We start from the raw sequence: 18,249 nt of genomic DNA on the forward strand, positions 1-18,249 counted from the left end.
AGTTAGTCGGCGCAACTTAATCTTCAACAATGTACATTTGCATGCTGCGGCAACCGTGCGCGCCTATGACTAGCGACTGTTCGATATCGGCGGTTTTGCTGGGCCCAGAAATGAAACAGCCAAACCCTGGCTTGCGCACTTTTAATTGTGCATACGCTTCATGCAAGTTATGCACGATTGAGGATCGGTTCAAAATCAAGATTAGATGCTGAGCGATGAAAAAGACGACGCGGTGCTTTATGTCTTCGTCTGTTACCCAAACTGCTGCGTTTTCTGCAACACCCAAGGTTGATTTATAAATCGCAAAATCGACCGTGTCCAAATCATGAGGGCGGGCGATTGAATCAAGCCGCACATCGCTGGGTATCGCATCTGTATTGGACCAAATAGATTTTGCATCGCGAAAGTTGTCGTAGGTGAGCAGATCGTTATGAATCTCCGATAGTGACGACACAACTTTGCACTCGCCCCCAACCATTCGTACTATTTCGCCAATCTTAGCAATCGGATCGTCAAAGCGAAGCCAATCGCCGACTAGAACTTCCGGAAGCTCGCTGTCGGGCACGCTGGTTTCGCGCAAGCGCGCCATGATGTCAGACTTGGACTTTACGCTGGCAGACAACTTCATCTTCTGCCGCCCTTTCGCTTGGCAAACTGTTCATGAAAAGTCGTCTTGCTGGACGGCGGCATTTCCCTAGATTTCCCCCACGGGTTCCAACGATGGTAAATCAACAAGCGAGGAGAGCTTCGAAGCACAAAACGACCAATCGCGCCGACAGTTCGGAACAGTCGAGGACGCCGCATTAACTGACTGGCAATCGCCATTGAGAAACGTTTGCTCCATGGAAGTATTTTGGCTTTCCCCAAATTGCCACGCAACAGCAACAGTTGATGATGAAGGTCGATTTTGACTGGGCAAACGTCGGTGCATGATCCACACAACGTACATGCAAATGGGAGTGATCGATAACGTTCTGGTTCGCTGACAGGATTCAGGATGCTTCCGATTGGACCGGGAACAGCCGATTGATAGGAGTGTCCGCCACTGCGGCGGTAGACCGGGCAAGTATTCATGCAGGCTCCGCACCGGATGCACGAGAGTGATCGCCGAAAATGCTCGTCAGCGCGGATCGCGGACCGGCCATTATCGACCAGCACAATATGTAACTGTGCACCGGGGCGTGGACCATGGAAATGTGAAGTGTAGGTTGTAATCGGCTGCCCCGTCGCACTTCTAGCCAAGAGCCGGATGAAGACCGAAAGATCTTCGACGCGGGGTATAAGCTTTTCAATCCCCATGCAAGCGATATGTACGTCCGGGAGGGAAACACCCAAGTCGGCGTTACCCTCATTGGTACAAATAACAAACCCACCTGTTTCTGCAATTCCAAAGTTGACACCGCTTATGCCAGCTTGGCCGCCTAGAAATTCCGATCGAAGTTCTTTCCTAGCAGCTTTGGTCAAAAAATCAGGGTCTGAATTTCCCTCTGGCGTATTAATGTGTTTGTGGAACGTCTCGCCAACTTCTTCTTTTTTGATGTGAATTGCTGGAAGCACAATATGGCTTGGCGATTCCTGACGCAGCTGCACAATCCACTCACCCAAATCAGTATCGACGACTTCGATGCCGTTTTTCTCGAGATACGGGTTGAGGTGACATTCTTCAGTCAACATCGACTTACTTTTAACAACGCGTTGCACGGAATTCGCACGCAGAATATCAAGCACAATACGATTGTGCTCTGCCGCGTCACTCGCCCAGTGCACCACGGCCCCCATCGCCGTAGCGTTCGCCTCAAACTGTTCAAGCAAGTCAGGCAAATTGGCTATCGTGTATTGCTTAATCTCTGCAGCCAGCCCCCGCAGTGTCTCCCACTCTGGCACTGACGATGCCTGGCGGTCGCGTTTTTCCCTGACAAACCACAGCGCAGCATCATGCCAGTGCGCTCGATCTTCATCTTCTACAAAGCGGTCTGCAAGCTCCGGATGTTCTGCTCTGCCTTGTAGAATGGGTAGATCTCTGAGGCGATCAGCCTTAACATCCAAACCGATCTCGGTCGATTCCGTAATGCTCATCGTTAAACCATCTCCGGGTTTCGGCCAGCAAAGATCTGGGCAATATGCATGAACTTAAGCGGGGATTTTTGCCTTGCCGATAAGCCTTGCAAATGCATAAGACAGCTAACATCGGTGGCGGTTACCACAGTTGCTCCGGAGTCGGCAAAATCTGCCAATCGATCTTTACCCATCATCGCTGACACTCCGCCTTCGGTAACGGCGAAGGTACCGCCGAAACCACAACACTCGTCTGCACGCCGCAGCGTCGTCAAAGTAAGACCTTGGATCGATTGCAGCAGTTGCCGCACTGTATCGGACGACTTTACCTGCAATTCACTACACTTTCCCAATCTCAGTTCACGCAACCCATGGCAACTAGGGTGCAACGCGACGCTGTGATTGAAATTACCGCCAATCGAATTCACTTTCAATATTTTGCACAGGAACTCGGTCAACTCGTAAGTATTATCACGAACCCGATCAAATGCCGCGTCGTTTTTGAAATACTCATCGTAATGATTGCGAATCATCGACACACATGAACCGCTTGGTGCAACGATATAATCGTACTTCTCAAAATTCCGTACAAACAATTTAGCCAGTGGAGCCACTTGATCATTGCAGCCACTGTTAGCCATTGGTTGGCCGCAACACGTCTGATTGACTGGATAGTCACATTCGCAACCGAAGCGTTCTAAAACTTCGACAGTTGCGAGACCTACATCAGGATATAGCTGATCGATGTAGCACGGAATAAATAGACCGACTTGCATGCTGAGAGTGACAGATTGTCAAAACGTGAGGTGGGATTATTGCCGTGAGATTCGCTCACGCATCGCTTTATCATATTCTAAAAAGTGTTCAAGGATCAGGTGGGCAGCGACACGGTCGATCCGTTTCTTGCGTTGCTTTTTAGTTAATTCTGCTTCGGTCAGCATACTTGTCGCCTGCCGCGTCGTATACCTCTCATCAAAAAACCGAATCGGTTTCCCAGTGAGCTCGTACAACCAATCCGCAAACGACCGAACCTCCCGACTCTTCTGACTTTCATTCCCGTCGCAGTGGATCGGCAGACCAACGACCCAGGCGCTGATATTTTCCAGTGTGACCAGGTCAACGAAAAATTTTGCATCAAGCCGTTCATTGCGGCGGTTGTAAGTGGTTAGCGGGCTGATCCACGTTCGAGTAGGATCGCAAATGGAAAGTCCGATCCGAACAGTGCCATAGTCGATTCCGACGATGCGACCTTCCGCTGGCCACGTAATCCCGATCTGCTGATCGATAGGATGTTGCAACAACGAATCGTCGTCGGCAAACACCCGCATTTTTTTGTCGGAATTCGGATCGTTTGACAACCAGCACCTCTTTTAGAATGGCAATGCACCATCAGATTCTTAAAGGTAACGACGCTGCCCAAGTGCATTTAATTGTTGTACCACTTCCCGTACGCGTTCCTCTTCGCTCTTCGGTGCGACTAAAGTGGCATCGTGCGTATGAACGACAATCATTTCTTTAGTTCCTATCGTCACTATTAAATGATCGGCTTCGGTGCGAACAATCATCCCGGATGAATCGATCGGCAGATAAGGCCCCTCGACCGCATTTCCATTTTCATCTGGAGTTGTCAAGCGCGCCATCGCTTGCCACGATCCAACATCGTCCCAGCGGAAAGTTGTTTCGACCACGACTACGTTTTTATAGTGTTCCATCACGGCAAAGTCGATCGATTTGCCTTTGATCGCTTCATACTCTTGTTCAAAGGTCGCAGTAAAATTGTTGGTCCCAATCGCGCTCGCGATGTTCTGTATGTGAGCGTACATCTCCGGTTCGTTCGCTTGGATGGCTTCCAAGATTGTGCTGGCCTTCCACAAAAAGATGCCGCTGTTCCAGTAGAAATCGCCGCTGTTGACGTACTGCTGCGCTGTTTCACGGTCAGGCTTCTCCCTAAAACGTTCGACCTGGAAAGCAGACGTCTCTTCGATCGACTCGAGCGTCGCACCGCGCTGGATATAGCCGAAAGATTCAGCTGGATAATTCGGCTTAATTCCGAATGTCACAATGCGACTGGGATCTTGTTGCACTAAGGCTAAACCGGCTCGAACTGTTCGATGAAATTCTTCTCGCGGTTCGATGACATGATCCGAGGGCATCACAATCATATAGCCATCAGGGTCCGCCGACGCGATCAGCGACGCAGCAATTCCGATACAGGGCGCTGTATCGCGTTTGCAGGGTTCGCCAACAATATGTTCAACTGGTAGGTCTGGAATCTGCTGGGCGATCGCTTCAGAGATTTGAGCGTTCGTCAAAACCAGAACATGCTCCGGTGAAACAAGATTCTGCAGGCGATCAAAGGTCGACTGTAGCATCGTTCGCTCGCCGGTCATTCGCAACAATTGTTTGGGTTTGAACTGTCGCGAGGCGGGCCAGAAACGTGTACCTGATCCGCCAGCCATTATCACTGCATGCAACATAGTCCGATGAACTTCCTAGAACGCTTTGTCCAAATTAGTTGTGAAAGTAAGTAGGTTTTTGAACTTTAAGACCAGGCTCAATTTTTGCTTTTACGTCATTCACATCCATAGCCCAAGCTGGGTGGATTTCTACAACGATGCCGTCGTCAACGATAGCACCTGCTTCTTCCAGCCATGACTTATGGAGGTTACTGATTGCATTTCGCGATGCCTCCGGTGTATCCGTTGGAGCACCATCGGCGTTCTTAACAGGCGCAAATACTTTGGTAGCATCGCCTTCGACCACGATCGACCGCTCTGCCATTGGCAGCAAGTCAAAGATAAATCGCTCGAACTTGTAGGCATTCGGCGAACTGGGCTTGATGGTCTGTCCATTGGCGTCCACAAAGGGAACCGCTTTATGAGCGCGGTGGAAGGGCAATGCGTCTTTGTTGGTCCGCATTGCTTTCAAGAACTCGCGTTCAAACACATGCACCGCGATGTTTCCTGCCCACAGCTTTAGACTTCCATCAGGCGCCTTCTGCTCGGCGGCCGATGCTGGCAGATCGCTGTATTCGATGATTTGAGTGCGGCCGTCGATGGAGACGACGTTACCAACCTTCTCAAGCGGAAATCGCTTCTTGACGACTTGTGTTAACACCTGCGACTTCGACAAAATCTGAATACCAATCATCGTTGGATCGCACACTGGCACCAACGGGTTGTCGATCTGCAAGTAAAAGAGTTGCTCGATACCGCGATCGTCCGCTTCCTTTAAACAGCCGCAGCGATCGAGTGCAGCCAGCAAACCGCCATGTCCATTCGGGCTGAGAGCAATCTCGTGCTGGGAAGCTAGCAGGACTTTGCCAGTCTTGTCATCAACAGCCGGCATGGTGCCTTGGCAGAAAATTCGCAACTCGTTTTCGGACAAACCGAGTCGATTGTTACTTTCGAAGTAAGCACGTGTTTCCGCGTCAGTCGCTGGACTGGTCATGATATACAGCGGAATCGACGCTCCGTATCGACTCATCAACGCACGTAACCTGTCGACATGCATTTCGAAGAGCGTGCGGTTCGATAGGGGCCCAATCTGAAACATGCCTTTCGGCTGATCAAAACCCAGCCGAGTGCCTTGTCCACCAGCCGCGAGCACCATAGCGACCTTGCCTTGCGAAATTGCTTTTTCGCCTGCCGAAGTCGCATCCGCCATTGAAAATTCGATTGGTTCATGGCCCAACCGTATTGCGGGCGGTTGATCTGCCTTGGTCGCAAGGTCGCTCCAATCGGGGGCATCTTCATTGCCTGAATACAGCGATTTTAGCTGCGAAAAATCAATCTCCGCCAGTTGCGCAGATAGCGATTCTTGCTGTTTCGAAGTCAGTTGGTCCCAGTATTGGATCAAGTGTTCTTGATCGTGCTGCCGCAATGCTTCTATCCAGCTTGTGGTTGTCATCAAATCAGCCCGCAGGTTTACGGTTCGTCTCGAGGCAAAGGAGAATGCAAGCGCCACCAAGGATCGCCCGCTAAAGGCTCACAGCATAAAGGCTTATTGAATAATTCGAAAGCCATCCCCACGAGAGTGTAGCGCGCGTGCCCTACTTTTGTGTGGTATAGAGCAATTTCTATAACCGAAATTTAACGGGTAGGACCTCAGTCGACGCGACCGGGCGACCGAAACGCGTCGCTGGCTGGCCCCTCCATTTGCTTACCGCCTGGACCGCGGCGTCATCAAGATCAGCCGATCCGCTTGATTCTAGCACCGTAACTCGAGTAACCGAACCATTTTCACTAACCTGAATTTGCAGTACGACGGTTCCTTCAACACGTGCTCTGATTGCTTGAGCCGGGTAGGGGGGCGGCGCATTGGCTGACAGATCAACTTCCGTTTCTTGATCGGCACCTGCGGAATGTTCTTCCGGCTGAACGAACGACACTTCCGGATTGAATGATGTCGCAAGTTGTTTCTCCAACTGACGAGCCGTTGGTTCGGGCGGCGGGGAGGGCTGAGCCGACTGAATATCCATGGCTATCGGTCGCGGCTCGAATTTGATCGGAGCCGTTGCCAGCGTGACTGGTACTTCACGCATTGTCGTTTCTGGATCGCGCTGTAGATCAGTCGTCTGCGACTGTAGCTTCTCCGGCAGAGGCTCGCTTTCAAGCTCCGACGGACTCACAATTTCGACAGCCGCAGCACTCGGCTCGCTTGCTAGACTTAGCTCAATCGTAATAACGCTCTGCTCCCCAGTCATCTTGAACCGCTGATCTATCGCTGAAGGTATTGCGCACAGCACTGCGAAGGTTGTCGCATGCGCAAAAATGGAAAAGGCGGCAGATCGGAAAAAGCTGGGCAAGGAATTCGGTTTCAGCAGAATGTCGTTGTTAAAGCGTCAATTAATTGGCGTGGCCCTGAGCATATGTTAGGCGAAAGCCTTATGATGGACTATTCATCGCACCCCTCGGGCGAGTTACTTCGTAAGATAAATTCGTCCGGACGATGTTAAACGTAGTCGATACATGCTCTGCTCGTGCTCAATCCAAATCTCGCGACGGCCCTGGAATAAGTCTTTTGACTGAACTATCAGGGGACGCTCATTATCTCCCTTGGGGGCATTGTCTGTTTTCCTGTTTTCAAGTTGTTCGGCGTCTTGTTGTTCATCATCACTCACCACTGGCACTCATCGCTCCGGCAAAGATATCCATTCTTGTCTTCAGTTGCTTCGCTAAATCCAGAAACTGCTCGACGGCCCGCATCAGAGCTGCCTTGCAACGCTCCGGGTACGAAGTCTCAATCACAGCCAGCAATTGATTAGCAAGTCGCATTCCGACCTGTTTTAGCGAGCAAATCCCTAGGAATTGCTTCATTAGTGCGTGATGGGCACTGCGCTGACGACGAGAATTCCGTCGCAAGCGGCAGTTTCTCGGCCGCTTCAACAGGCCTCGCGACGTCCTTAGTACGGTTCAGGCGAACTTTAACGACGATGTCTTTTTTAGAGTCTGGAGCGGGTTGGCGATGCCGAAAATACAGAACGTATCACATGTAACGACCGCACCGTCTAGCTCAGCCGCAACGACCACGTGTTCGTTCGTTAGTAAGGATTATCACCTTGAGAAAGACGCTCCCCCTCGCAGTTATCGCATTGCAGCTAGCTGCTGCCAACTTGCACGCGGCACCACCAGCAGTAAAAACAAAGCTGACAGTCCTCAATCAAGCGGACGCTGATACGCGACCAACGCTACCAGAGATCGAAGTACGTCCGCCGGTTGTCGACGAAACGCCAGCCGTCCCGCAACCTCAGCCGGAATTGCGTTTGGATAACGAGTCTGCTCAACCAAGCGGAAATGAGCTGGATTCAATCCAAGGACAACCGCTGCAGCCGAACGAACTACGATTTGATCAAGTGCCGACGCCCTTTCAAAACGAGCAGCCGAACTCTTCTAATTTTCCTACAACCTTAGCCGACCAATCTCTCCAGTTCAACCGTTCGTTCCCGTCGCTCTCGAACCAAACGTTCGGCGGCATTGCAAGTAATCCGACCGGACTGAATAGCATTCTACGTAGCGAGTCCAACCTGTTCGACTCGCCTCAGTTGGCTACGATCGTAAGTCGCGAGGATCTCGATCGCCGTCAAGCTACGACGATGTTCCGAGCGCTTCAAAACGAAGTCGGTGTGGTGTTGCAACAAACTGGAAATGGACAAGTTTCGCCCTTTGTTCGCGGCCTAACTGGTCAGCAAATCTTGGTACTCGTCGATGGTATTCGAATGAATACAAGCATCCTACGCCCTGGCCCTAACCAGTATACGGGCACGATTGATCCGGGCTCTATCGAGCGAATTGAGATCATCCGTGGTGCAGAATCGGCCTTGTGGGGCAGTGATGCGATTGGCGGCGTCATCAACGTCGTCACAAAGTCCGCTGATCCTCTTCGCGGAGACTACCTCACGCCAACCTTCAGCCAATTTTACAGCACCGCAGAGGCATCGAGTTATACTCGCACCGGCTTTTCGACGTGGTATGGTCAGACAGGCGTTACGGGCGGCGTCTCATATTTGGATATGGGCAGAATTGATCGAGGTGGCGGGCTTGGTCGACAACCAGGAACTGACTATGAGCAATACGCGGCCGATGTCAAGCTTCAACGAATGCTCTCCGATGACCATATGATGACGGTCGCGCTCCAGCATTTCGAACAACAAAATCTCGGGCGCAGCGATCGCTTTTTGCCGTTCGTACTGGGACCGGCGCCGAACGGATCTGTGCCACTTCAGCGACCGACGTTTTTCGATCCTCAACAACGCGATCTAGGATATATTCGATTCGAAGGCTTGGTTGGCGAAGACATTATGTTCGCTGATGCTTATTCGGCAACTTTGTCGGGAAGTCGCACGAAAGAAGGCACGATTGAAAATCGCTTCGCGAGCAACGATCCCAATGCACTTCCTACTCGTCGCGAAATCGGCGAATTCAACGTTTGGGGCTGGGGTACCACACTTTCAGCGGTGAAAGACGTAGGCGATTTCGGCAAGTTCACTTACGGTGCGGACTATTACGACGAGAATATTGATTCGACGCGCACTCGAATCAACAATCCTGCATCAGCAAATCCGACTTTTGCCACCACTGATCCGCAGTATCCTGACGATGCCCAGGCAGATCGCGTTGGTACATTCCTTTCTTGGTACGTACCTCTGACGGAACGCTTGAGCGCTACTACTTCGGTGCGATACGAGAATATCAACATATCAGCAACTCCGAACTTTAGCTCACTTGGCCCGCTCGCGTTCAACCGCACGTATCAAGATTGGATTGGAAGCGTTGGACTGAACTACAAATTAACCGACGAGTTCAGTTTGATCGGCGGTGTGTATGAGGGCTTCCGCGCTCCAACTATTGATGATTTGACTGCGAATAAAACATCATTGCAAAACAATCAGTCAGTTCCAATGATTGGTAACCTGTCGGCCGAACCGGAGCAAAGCCTGACCTATGAAGTAGGTTTAAAATTCAACCACGATCGCTTCCGCTTTCAAGCCGTCGAATATTGGACCGATTTCGATAGTTTTCTTTCACGCGAATCAATCGGCGGTGTGGACTTCTTGACCAATCAAACGGCATACTTGAATGGCACGGAATTGAACGGCGAGTACTTGTTGAATCCCGACGTCGCACTATACGGTAACTTTTATTACACATACGGCCAATTGACTTCCAGCGACGAGCCAATCAGTCGAATGCCACCGACACAAGGAACATTGGGCATACGATTCAACGAGCCAATTCGCAAGGCATACCTAGATATCTATACTTGGATGGTTGACCGGGCAGATCGTTACAACGACGTTAACCTGAGCGACGTGCGGTTCATCCCAGGCGGCACACCTGGCTACGCGACGCTGAACGCTCGGACCGGCCGAACTTTCGGCAAACTAAACCAGAACCAAGTTTCTTTGTCGCTTGAGAACATCACCGACAAGTACTATCGCGTGTTAGGCAGCGGTGTAGACGGAACCGGCTTTAACGCAGTTTTTGGCTACCAATACTCGCGCTGATTTCGCTCTCGCGGGTGAGAGAACTTCGTCGTTGCAGCGAAACCAAGCCGCTGCGGCGACGCAAATTGGGAACAGCTAAGCAATTAGTTTTTCATATTCACGTCGACAATGCGAACATTTTTTAAGATGTGCATCGATTTTCTCGCGTGTCTGCATGTCGACTTCGTTTCGTACGTACGAAGCGAGTTGAGGAAGGACTTCCGAGCACCGAATCCCCGCGTACTTAGGATCGCTCGTGTGGAAACCATCATCATCGCGACTGCCTGCCGCATCGTAATCTAATGCGACCCACCCAATAGTAATCACGCCACACGCCGCTGCCGCGGCCGATGTAACCTTCAATGCAAATTGACGGCGAGACTGGGCTTTAGCTGCTTTGGCAATTTGTCCAAGCGTACCCTTGGGACATGGCGTCCACTGCTCGTCGACTTTTTGTGTGCTGCGTATATCTTCAGTTGTCATGAACGTTTTAATCTCCAAAATTACAACGGCTAGATTGTTGAACGAGCGACGGCGATAGAATGAAGTTGTGAGTCTGTACGAAGACTTGCTTTGGACATCAATGATCCGACGGGTGTCGAAGTTGGCGACTTGGAATCCAACGTCCCCGCCAAACGTTCCATATTCACTATTTCGATGCGCTGGCCATCGCGAATCAGAATCCCCGCAGCCCTCATTTCGCCTAACAAAATTGTTACACTCTCGCGTGTTATGCCGATAATACTTGCCAGATCTTGATGCGTTAAACGAATGGACAGCTTGACACCCGTGGCCGAAGGTTGCCCATACTGCTGTGCTAGTTCCAAGAGCAAATGAACGAGTTTTTCGCGATTGTTATGGAATAGCAAACTGCGAAGGCGACGCTCGATCCTTTGCCGCCTCAAGCCAATCATTTTTGTAACGCCTAAACACAAGTGCGGCGAGCGTTCCATCAGCGAAACCAGCGTCGGTTTGGGAATCGCTATAACGACCGATTCTATTGTCGCTTCCGCTCGTTCCTCACGCGGTCCTTTGTGAAGCAGCGCAAGTTCACCAAAAAGCTCGCCGGGCTCTATAAACGCGATCGTTGCTTGCTTTCCATCTGACGTGGATGTTCCGATCTGAATCCGCCCCTTGGCCAGCAGAAAGGCTTGCTCGTCAATATCATGAGGCAAGTATATCGTTTCGCCTTTGGCAAACTTTCGCTGCCTGGCGTTTCGTTCCAAAACCTCAAAATCCTCTACACTCGCCATTTGAAAGAGTGAGCAGTTTCGGATGTACCAGTAGTGTTGATTCATGCAAATCACATCGTCCTTCTTTGGCTTAATGGTTCAAGTGCTGGCACGATAGCCCTTGGTTGCTTACGCTTCAACTGAAACTTTGTTAAGGCTGAATTGGCTGTCAAGCAAAGTTTTCCAAATCACGCATATCGCACATAACACTTCTGCCACAAGCTTATCAAAAGCGTACTGCAGTCTGGCAGAGCGAAACCAGAAAATCTGTGAGCTTCATCACATTCCGTGCGCCGCGTGTATAATTCAATTAGTTTGACTTTTCATCATACCGTCCAGTGCATGGAAGACTTTATTGCTGGCAGCCTCCATTTCGGCCAACGCTTGCGAGAGCGCTTGCCGGCTGTTTTCGTTCTGAGTCGACTCGATCAACGCGAATACTTCTAACGTCTTGTCGTGAACCATAGCATGCGGCGTTTCCAAACTTTTGTACATCGCAGTCTTTGCAAAGTCCGCTTTTCCTTCCCCTTCATGATACCACTTTCCGAGTCGACAATTGCGCGAATCGACGAACGAGAAAGTCGGTTTTCCTTCCATAACACTCGAATACGTTCGAACCTTCCACAAGATATGATCGAGTTTTGCTAACGAGAGAAAAACCTGCGAATTTGACGACCTAGAATCACCAGCCGCTTGACGGTTTTGAGCGTTCGTTGCTTCAAGCTGCTGAATGTACTCCATGATATTCGCTCCAATCGCAAGCGCTTCATTTTCAATGTCACGCAATCTTCCCGCAGAACGATTCGAACTATCAAGGACTTCTTGCACCGACTCGCGAATTTTAACGACCGAACTTCTCGCTTGCTCCGACAGTTGTTTTACTTCTGTTGCAACGACGGAGAAGCCTTTCCCTGCTTCCCCAGCCCTGGCAGCTTCAATCGTAGCATTGAGTGCGAGCATCTTCGTTTGATCGGCAACTCCTTCTATAAGACCAACCAGCTTGTTGATCGCAGCAAGCTTCGAATCGGTATCTTCGATTTCGCGCCGTGATACAGAAATCGATTCTTGAAGTCGAGCAGACTCATTAGCAAGGTGCTCCGAACGATCGGACATCGACTGACAAGCGTTCTCAATACTTTCAAATCGCGAAAGATTTTGCTTGTTTCGGTCCACAGCATGCGCGAGATCTGTTTGTACATTTTCCAAACCGCTTATCAATTCGCGATGCTCAGATCTAAGAATGTCAATCAGTTCCGGGCTGGAAGTTATCGTTTTTGTGCTCATGAATCGCCTATTTCAATTGCGCAATTGTCTTAAATTAACGGGACGTGGGTATTCCTATCTATCGAGCTTTGTGTCGGTGGTTCCTGATTCAAAATCGACCAGACAGCAAGCTAGTCAGTGCCGCAAGGAAAAAACTTTCGGTCCGCTGTCGACCGGAAGAATACTTGTTCGACAATGGTTTAGAATTCACTCTCCAAATCGACTGGGGAATAAAACAAATTCAGGAACTGATGTAATCATGTTTGCAACTCCACAAGCAGAACACAATTGGCTCAACCAGCTTCTCGGAAGCTGGAATTTCGAACACCGTTGCCAGATGCCGGACGGAACAACTGGGACGACGCCAGGAACTATGACTTGTCGCTCACTGGGAGGACTTTGGCTGATTTGCGAAAGTGAAGGGAGTTCGGAAGATGGCGCAGTATGGTCTTCCATTATGACGATTGGTTATGATCCTTCGAAAAACTGCTATGTCGGCACATTCATTGGTTCGATGATGAACAACATTTGGCCATACCACGGCGTGTTGGATGAAACAGGCACAAAGCTTCCACTGGAAAGCGAAGGGCCTAAGTTTGAAGGCACCGGCATTGGTAAATACCGAGACACAATTGAGATCGTCGACTCGGACAAATGGTTATTCTGCAGCGAGATGCTCACTGACAGCGGCCAATGGCAAAAGTTCCTCGATGGTGTTCACACACGTAGCAATCCTTAAACTTTTTTCAACTAAAATCCTTCAACTGTAAGCATAGGAAATCGACAATGAGAGTAATGGTACTGGTTAAAGCATCTGAGAGTTCGGAAGCTGGTAGGATGCCAAGTGAAAAACTGTTAACCGACATGGGACAGTTCAACGAAGAACTCGTTAAGGCTGGCATAATGAAGGCCGGTGACGGGCTTAAGCCGAGTTCAAATGGTGTTCGCGTTCACTTTTCAGGACCAAAACGCACTGTGACGGATGGTCCTTTTGCAGAGACAAAGGAACTCGTCGCCGGATATTGGTTATGGGAAGTAGGTTCGCTTCAAGAGGCTGTCGACTGGGTTAAGAAATGTCCCAATCCGATGTTGGAAGACTCGGATATTGAGATCAGGCCACTTTACGAGATGTCCGACTTTGCGGAAGCCGACCCGACGGGCGAAGTTGCGTTGAGCGAAAAGGCTCTTATGAATTCGATGGCTGCACAAGCGAGCGTTGTGCAACCCTACCTCTTCTTCTCAGGACGTTGTGAAGAAGCACTAAAGTTTTATGAACAAGCGATTGGTGCCAAAATTGGAATGATGATGCGTTTCAATCAAAGCCCCGACGCAGTTCCAGCTGGCATGCTTCAAGAGGGTTTCGAAAGCAAGGTAATGCATGCCGATTTTTCGGTGGGAAAAATGACGATTTTGGCTTCGGACGGCTGCGACGACAAATCGAAATTTGAAGGTTTCCGTTTGGCCCTGTCGGTGCCGGGCGAAGCTGATGCGATTCGCTTCTTTGACGCCCTGGCAGTAGGTGGTAAGATTGACATGCCTCTGACACCCACTTTTTGGTCACCACTTTACGGTATGGTAACAGATAAATTTAACGTTGGCTGGATGGTCATGGTTCCAGGAAATCCACCATCGCATCCTTAGATAATGTTCCCCCAGCGTGTCCGCTGGAAGATCCGTGTGAAACCGCTCTTCTTCGAAGAAATCAAGCCGTCGAAATGTGCGACGGTCGCTTGCCTGGCGATCTCCCGTTGTCGTGTGATGTATTCTTATAAGACTGCCGTTTCAATTTGTCCTAAAAACCACTGCCCGCCAAGCACGCGCATGTCCACGAGTAACATGCAGCTATGTACATTACAGTACAAACTCTTATTCGCGGAATTTGGCGGGCAAATACTATTTCAAATCGTAATGCGGCGATCTCGTGGACCTCGTCTTTGAAGAGAGTACCTACCCGCGTTTATCTTCCGAGTGCATTAGATTTGACGCAAAATATCACGATAAATCTCCAAAATCGATTTTGCCCGCTAAACACGCAAATGTACGCGAATAGCAATCCTTCATGTCGACTATAGAACAAACTCTTATTCGCGGGTATTGGCGACCTTCGCGGGCAAATACGACTGTCTTCGATTACCGTGCGACTTAGCAACGCGATCTCGTTGGTTACGACTTTGGATGAAATTCCTGTCTGCTCTGGCTTACGAATGCTTCGTCTTAACGCCAAACATCACTCGGACGTTCCAAGAACAGCAGCACAAAAATGTAATCAAGCGTCCCCCTCCTCAACATAGACGTGCATCAGAGCCTCGATTCAAGTTAGAATTAAGTTAGGTGTGCGATGGATTTCCAAATTCCAGTTTTGCCGCTAGTCGAAGCGGATAGAATTTGGCGAAAAAGACAGAGGCCGCTAACTTCTTGCCCTGCTTCGCGTCATTCGTGTGCGGTTAAAGTTCGTGCTATTTGTAACGATTCTTTTTTGTATGGACCAGGCGTTCCCACTCGAGCTTCGGATGTCCCCCGAAGTTGACTAAGATCCCTAGTTCGTAGCCAGTCGCGTTGAGGTAGTTGATGACTTGCGCGCGATGTTCGTCGACTAATTTGCTGACAGCCTTTATCTCGACAATGATCTTTCCTTAACAGATAAAGTCTGGGATGAATTTCTGCTTGAGTTCCTTCTCCCGGTAAAACAAACGCAGAGCCTCTTGAGGCACGAACGGGATATGCTGATACTCATTTTCAATTTCCAAGCATTCCTGGTACACCGACTCGAGGAAACCACAGCCCTTGTCGTTGTAAACTTCGAAGCAAGCTCCAACAATCTTGAAGCATTCTTCCTTGTAAATCAAATCTGCCATTTCAGTTTCTCCGTTAGAGAAGATCCCCAAATCATACGATTATACACAAGCAAGATTTGCTCATAGACATTGCAGATCGAACTCCGATTCGCGTGAATTGGCGATATTCGCGGGCAAATACAATTTCAAATCGTAATGCCGCGTGTGGTCAAATATCCGCCGTTTTGATCGCCGGATAGTGTGATCCGATTCCAGCTGCAACTTGGGCGATTCCAACACTATTTTTGGAATCGCCCCGTCTCCAAATCGCAAGTCCTTAACGCAGCTCTGGATTCAAGTCGAATCGATCTAAGTTCATGACTTTGTTCCAAACTGCAACAAAGTCTTCGACGAACTTCTCCTGTGCATCGTCGGATGCATATGTCTCTGCGATAGCACGCAGCTGAGAGTTTGAACCAAAAACTAAATCCACGCGTGCCCCAGTCCACTTAACTTGGCCAGTCTTTCGATCACGTCCTTCGTAAAAGTGATCGCAGACAGGTGATTTTTGCCACTCGGTACTCATATCCAGTAAGTTGACGAAAAAGTCATTCGTGAGCGCCTCAGGTCGTTTTGTAAATACGCCTAGCTGTGGAAAGCCGACATTAGTGTTCAACACACGCAAGCCTCCAACAAGCACCGTCATCTCGGGCGCAGACAAGGTGAGCAGATGAGCCCGGTTGACCAGCAGTTCCTCCGCAGGACGATCGTGTTCGGAACCAAAGAAGTTCCGGAAACCGTCCGTCGTAGGCTCAAGCACCGCGAAAGATTCGACGTCTGTCATCTCTTGAGTCGCGTCTGTACGTCCTGGAGTAAAGGGAACGCTCACGTCGTGACCTCCCCGATGCGCGGCAGCTTCTACGGCAGTGCATCCAGCCAGTACAATCAAATCCGCAAGAGAGACGCGTTTGTTGTCACTTCGCGAACTGTTGAACTCTTTTTGGATTTTCTCGAGCGTCGCCAGTACTTTCGCGAGTTCAGCAGGTTTGTTGACTTCCCAATCTTTCTGCGGAGCTAGTTGCAGCCGAGCTCCGTTGGCTCCGCCGCGTTTATCTGTCCCCCGAAAGGTCGAAGCGGAAGCCCACGCTGTCGATACCAATTGGGACACTGACAGTCCTGCGAAACGGATCTTGCCCTTTAGCTGTGCAATTTCTGCAGCTCCGATCAATTCATGATCAACTGGCGGAACAGGGTCTTGCCAAATCTGAGGCTCTGGCACTTCAGGGCCCAAACAACGAGAGACCGGTCCCATATCGCGATGCGTTAGCTTGTACCAGGCCTTCGCAAAAGCATCTGCAAACTGTTGTGGGTTTTCATGAAAGCGCTTTGAGATCTTGCCGTATTCAGGATCCATTTTTAGCGCCATGTCGGTTGTGAACATCATGGGTGCATGTGATTTGGCAGAATCATGTGCATCCGGAACTGTCCCTTGTGCCACAGCGTCTTTGGGCGTCCATTGCCAAGCCCCCGCTGGACTCTTGGTCAACTCCCAATCGTAACCAAAGAGATTGTCGAAATACCCATTGGACCATTCCGTGGGAGTCGTCGTCCAGGCTCCTTCTAAACCACTGGTAATTGTATCGCTGGCGTTTCCAGTTCCATGAGTATTTTTCCATCCAAGCCCTTGTTCTTCGATGCCGGCACCTTCAGGCTCTGCTCCAATCTTCCCTGCAGGGCTTGCTGCTCCATGAGCTTTGCCAAAGGTATGACCACCAGCGATCAAGGCTACGGTTTCCTCGTCGTTCATTGCCATGCGTGCAAACGTTTCGCGAATATCCTTAGCGGATGCAAGCGGATCCGGCTTGCCATTAGGGCCTTCTGGATTGACATAGATCAAGCCCATTTGGACCGCCGCTAGCGGATTTTCAAGCGAACGTTCTCCGGTGTAACGCATGTCACCAAGCCATTCACTCTCGGGCCCCCAGTAAATATCCTCTTGGGGTTCCCACACGTCCGGTCGACCACCAGCAAAGCCAAACGTTTTAAAGCCCATTGATTCCAGTGCTACATTACCCGTCAGCACCATTAGATCAGCCCAAGAAATTTTCTGTCCATACTTTTGCTTGATCGGCCAAAGCAAGCGACGAGCCTTATCGAGGTTTGCGTTATCGGGCCAACTGTTCAAAGGCGCAAATCGCTGAGTACCGTAGCTTGCGCCGCCACGACCGTCTGAAACTCGGTACGTTCCGGCGCTATGCCACGCCATCCGGATGAAAAGCGGTCCGTAGTGCCCATAGTCGGCAGGCCACCATTCCTGCGACGACGTCATCAACGCCTCAATGTCTTTTTTGACTGCGGCCAAGTCGAGCGTTTTAAACTCCTCCGCATAGTCGAATTCTGCTCCCAGGGGATTTCCCATCGGCGAGTTCTGGTGCAAGATGCTCAAGTTCAACTGGTTTGGCCACCAATCACGATTAGCCATGCCACCAGCCGCCGTATTACGTTGCTCGGCCGGACGTTGCACACCGCCAATCACCGGACACTGCGTTATGTCGGGCTCTGCAATGCCCGAGGTCGTCGTCTTGGATGGCGGTGACTGGGCCATGAGTGGAGCCGAAGCGCAGAGCACTGTGAGGCTGGTTAGAACGCCTGTAAAACCAAATTTTCTGGTCATATTTAACTCCCTGAAGCTGGGTTAAGGTGGGAAGAAGCGTGTGGTTTACGACAACACTCTACGGGCTTCCGATCGATAACGCCAATGCATATTCGTTATACCAGCAATGCGTTTTATGCATTCCGCTTTCCGCAGGGCTTGTAGGCTAGTACGCAGGCGCGAACAGTAGGCGTTATTTAACGCCATCCATTAAGCACCATGTCAGACTCTGAAGGAGTCTTGTGCTGGGGTAGAGCGAGCTGTGGGTCGCGTGAGGTTTCCCAGAAA

At 50.2% G+C, this 18,249-nt stretch carries 16 protein-coding genes and 1 pseudogene; 3 read left to right on the forward strand and 14 right to left on the reverse strand.

Annotation, left to right across the window (positions count from 1 at the left end; translation table 11 throughout):
* Positions 1 to 16 precede the first annotated feature (16 nt).
* From SH451x_RS13920 to SH451x_RS13960, 9 genes are all read right to left on the reverse strand, one after another.
* Positions 17 to 589, reverse strand: a complete 573-nt coding sequence (locus SH451x_RS13920; protein WP_479357586.1) for a LutC/YkgG family protein — start codon at positions 587 to 589, stop codon at positions 17 to 19.
* A gap of 35 nt (positions 590 to 624) precedes the next feature.
* A complete protein-coding gene (locus SH451x_RS13925) occupies positions 625 to 2,076 on the reverse strand; it encodes a lactate utilization protein B (RefSeq protein WP_479357587.1) in 1,452 nt (483 codons plus the stop codon).
* Positions 2,077 to 2,078: 2 nt separating this feature from the next.
* Positions 2,079 to 2,831, reverse strand: a complete 753-nt coding sequence (locus SH451x_RS13930) for a (Fe-S)-binding protein (RefSeq protein ID WP_479357588.1) — start codon at positions 2,829 to 2,831, stop codon at positions 2,079 to 2,081.
* A 36-nt stretch (positions 2,832 to 2,867) separates the two neighbouring features.
* Positions 2,868 to 3,413 (reverse strand): Holliday junction resolvase RuvX, encoded by a 546-nt coding sequence (ruvX, locus tag SH451x_RS13935; RefSeq protein ID WP_479357589.1) that lies wholly within the window; start codon positions 3,411 to 3,413, stop codon positions 2,868 to 2,870.
* A gap of 39 nt (positions 3,414 to 3,452) precedes the next feature.
* Positions 3,453 to 4,532: a mannose-1-phosphate guanylyltransferase gene (locus tag SH451x_RS13940; protein ID WP_479357590.1), complete on the reverse strand. Its 1,080-nt coding sequence runs from the start codon at positions 4,530 to 4,532 to the stop codon at positions 3,453 to 3,455.
* Between the two features lie 34 nt (positions 4,533 to 4,566).
* Complete coding sequence (locus tag SH451x_RS13945; protein WP_479357591.1) at positions 4,567 to 5,964, reverse strand: UTP--glucose-1-phosphate uridylyltransferase; 1,398 nt, start codon at positions 5,962 to 5,964, stop codon at positions 4,567 to 4,569.
* Between the two features lie 169 nt (positions 5,965 to 6,133).
* On the reverse strand, positions 6,134 to 6,760 hold the full coding sequence (locus SH451x_RS13950) for an energy transducer TonB (RefSeq protein WP_479357592.1): 627 nt from the start codon (positions 6,758 to 6,760) through the stop codon (positions 6,134 to 6,136).
* A gap of 216 nt (positions 6,761 to 6,976) precedes the next feature.
* Entirely contained in the window at positions 6,977 to 7,186 is a 210-nt protein-coding gene (locus SH451x_RS13955; protein WP_479357593.1) for a hemin uptake protein HemP, read from the reverse strand.
* Positions 7,170 to 7,331: a hypothetical protein gene (locus SH451x_RS13960; RefSeq protein ID WP_479357594.1), complete on the reverse strand. Its 162-nt coding sequence runs from the start codon at positions 7,329 to 7,331 to the stop codon at positions 7,170 to 7,172. Before SH451x_RS13960 ends, SH451x_RS13955 begins: the two co-directional genes overlap by 17 nt.
* Before the next feature lie 284 nt (positions 7,332 to 7,615).
* Here SH451x_RS13960 and SH451x_RS13965 point away from each other — a divergent pair, with 284 nt between their 5' ends.
* Positions 7,616 to 10,060: a TonB-dependent receptor gene (locus SH451x_RS13965; RefSeq protein ID WP_479357595.1), complete on the forward strand. Its 2,445-nt coding sequence runs from the start codon at positions 7,616 to 7,618 to the stop codon at positions 10,058 to 10,060.
* A 75-nt stretch (positions 10,061 to 10,135) separates the two neighbouring features.
* On the opposite strand, the gene SH451x_RS13970 is transcribed toward SH451x_RS13965, so the two are convergent.
* The 3 genes from SH451x_RS13970 to SH451x_RS13980 form a co-directional block, all read right to left on the reverse strand.
* A complete protein-coding gene (locus SH451x_RS13970) occupies positions 10,136 to 10,522 on the reverse strand; it encodes a zf-HC2 domain-containing protein (RefSeq protein WP_479357596.1) in 387 nt (128 codons plus the stop codon).
* A gap of 29 nt (positions 10,523 to 10,551) precedes the next feature.
* Positions 10,552 to 11,337 (reverse strand): Crp/Fnr family transcriptional regulator, encoded by a 786-nt coding sequence (locus SH451x_RS13975; RefSeq protein WP_479357597.1) that lies wholly within the window; start codon positions 11,335 to 11,337, stop codon positions 10,552 to 10,554.
* A gap of 240 nt (positions 11,338 to 11,577) precedes the next feature.
* A complete protein-coding gene (locus SH451x_RS13980) occupies positions 11,578 to 12,555 on the reverse strand; it encodes a methyl-accepting chemotaxis protein (protein WP_479357598.1) in 978 nt (325 codons plus the stop codon).
* Positions 12,556 to 12,793: 238 nt separating this feature from the next.
* Here SH451x_RS13980 and SH451x_RS13985 point away from each other — a divergent pair, with 238 nt between their 5' ends.
* Entirely contained in the window at positions 12,794 to 13,273 is a 480-nt protein-coding gene (locus tag SH451x_RS13985) for a DUF1579 domain-containing protein (protein WP_479357599.1), read from the forward strand.
* A gap of 47 nt (positions 13,274 to 13,320) precedes the next feature.
* Positions 13,321 to 14,175, forward strand: a complete 855-nt coding sequence (locus SH451x_RS13990; protein WP_479357600.1) for a YciI family protein — start codon at positions 13,321 to 13,323, stop codon at positions 14,173 to 14,175.
* Positions 14,176 to 14,990: 815 nt separating this feature from the next.
* Here the strand turns inward: SH451x_RS13990 and SH451x_RS13995 are convergent.
* Both SH451x_RS13995 and katG read right to left on the reverse strand, forming a co-directional pair.
* Positions 14,991 to 15,389 (reverse strand): annotated as a pseudogene (locus SH451x_RS13995) (GxxExxY protein).
* Between the two features lie 256 nt (positions 15,390 to 15,645).
* Positions 15,646 to 17,982 (reverse strand): catalase/peroxidase HPI, encoded by a 2,337-nt coding sequence (katG, locus tag SH451x_RS14000; RefSeq protein WP_479357601.1) that lies wholly within the window; start codon positions 17,980 to 17,982, stop codon positions 15,646 to 15,648.
* Between the last annotated feature and the right edge of the window lie 267 nt (positions 17,983 to 18,249).

This window comes from Njordella aestuarii (assembly GCF_056494165.1).

Bases quoted from the DNA above. Each gene is read 5' to 3' on its own strand.
- SH451x_RS13920 (WP_479357586.1), bottom strand. From the start codon at position 589: ATGGCGCGCTTGCGCGAAACCAGCGTGCCCGACAGCGAGCTTCCGGAA.
- SH451x_RS13925 (WP_479357587.1), bottom strand. From the start codon at position 2,076: ATGAGCATTACGGAATCGACCGAGATCGGTTTGGATGTTAAGGCTGAT.
- SH451x_RS13930 (WP_479357588.1), bottom strand. From the start codon at position 2,831: ATGCAAGTCGGTCTATTTATTCCGTGCTACATCGATCAGCTATATCCT.
- SH451x_RS13940 (WP_479357590.1), bottom strand. From the start codon at position 4,532: ATGTTGCATGCAGTGATAATGGCTGGCGGATCAGGTACACGTTTCTGG.
- SH451x_RS13945 (WP_479357591.1), bottom strand. From the start codon at position 5,964: ATGACAACCACAAGCTGGATAGAAGCATTGCGGCAGCACGATCAAGAA.
- SH451x_RS13950 (WP_479357592.1), bottom strand. From the start codon at position 6,760: ATGACTGGGGAGCAGAGCGTTATTACGATTGAGCTAAGTCTAGCAAGC.
- SH451x_RS13960 (WP_479357594.1), bottom strand. From the start codon at position 7,331: ATGCGACTTGCTAATCAATTGCTGGCTGTGATTGAGACTTCGTACCCG.
- SH451x_RS13970 (WP_479357596.1), bottom strand. From the start codon at position 10,522: ATGACAACTGAAGATATACGCAGCACACAAAAAGTCGACGAGCAGTGG.
- SH451x_RS13975 (WP_479357597.1), bottom strand. From the start codon at position 11,337: ATGAATCAACACTACTGGTACATCCGAAACTGCTCACTCTTTCAAATG.
- SH451x_RS13980 (WP_479357598.1), bottom strand. From the start codon at position 12,555: ATGAGCACAAAAACGATAACTTCCAGCCCGGAACTGATTGACATTCTT.
- SH451x_RS13985 (WP_479357599.1), top strand. From the start codon at position 12,794: ATGTTTGCAACTCCACAAGCAGAACACAATTGGCTCAACCAGCTTCTC.
- SH451x_RS13990 (WP_479357600.1), top strand. From the start codon at position 13,321: ATGAGAGTAATGGTACTGGTTAAAGCATCTGAGAGTTCGGAAGCTGGT.
- katG (WP_479357601.1), bottom strand. From the start codon at position 17,982: ATGACCAGAAAATTTGGTTTTACAGGCGTTCTAACCAGCCTCACAGTG.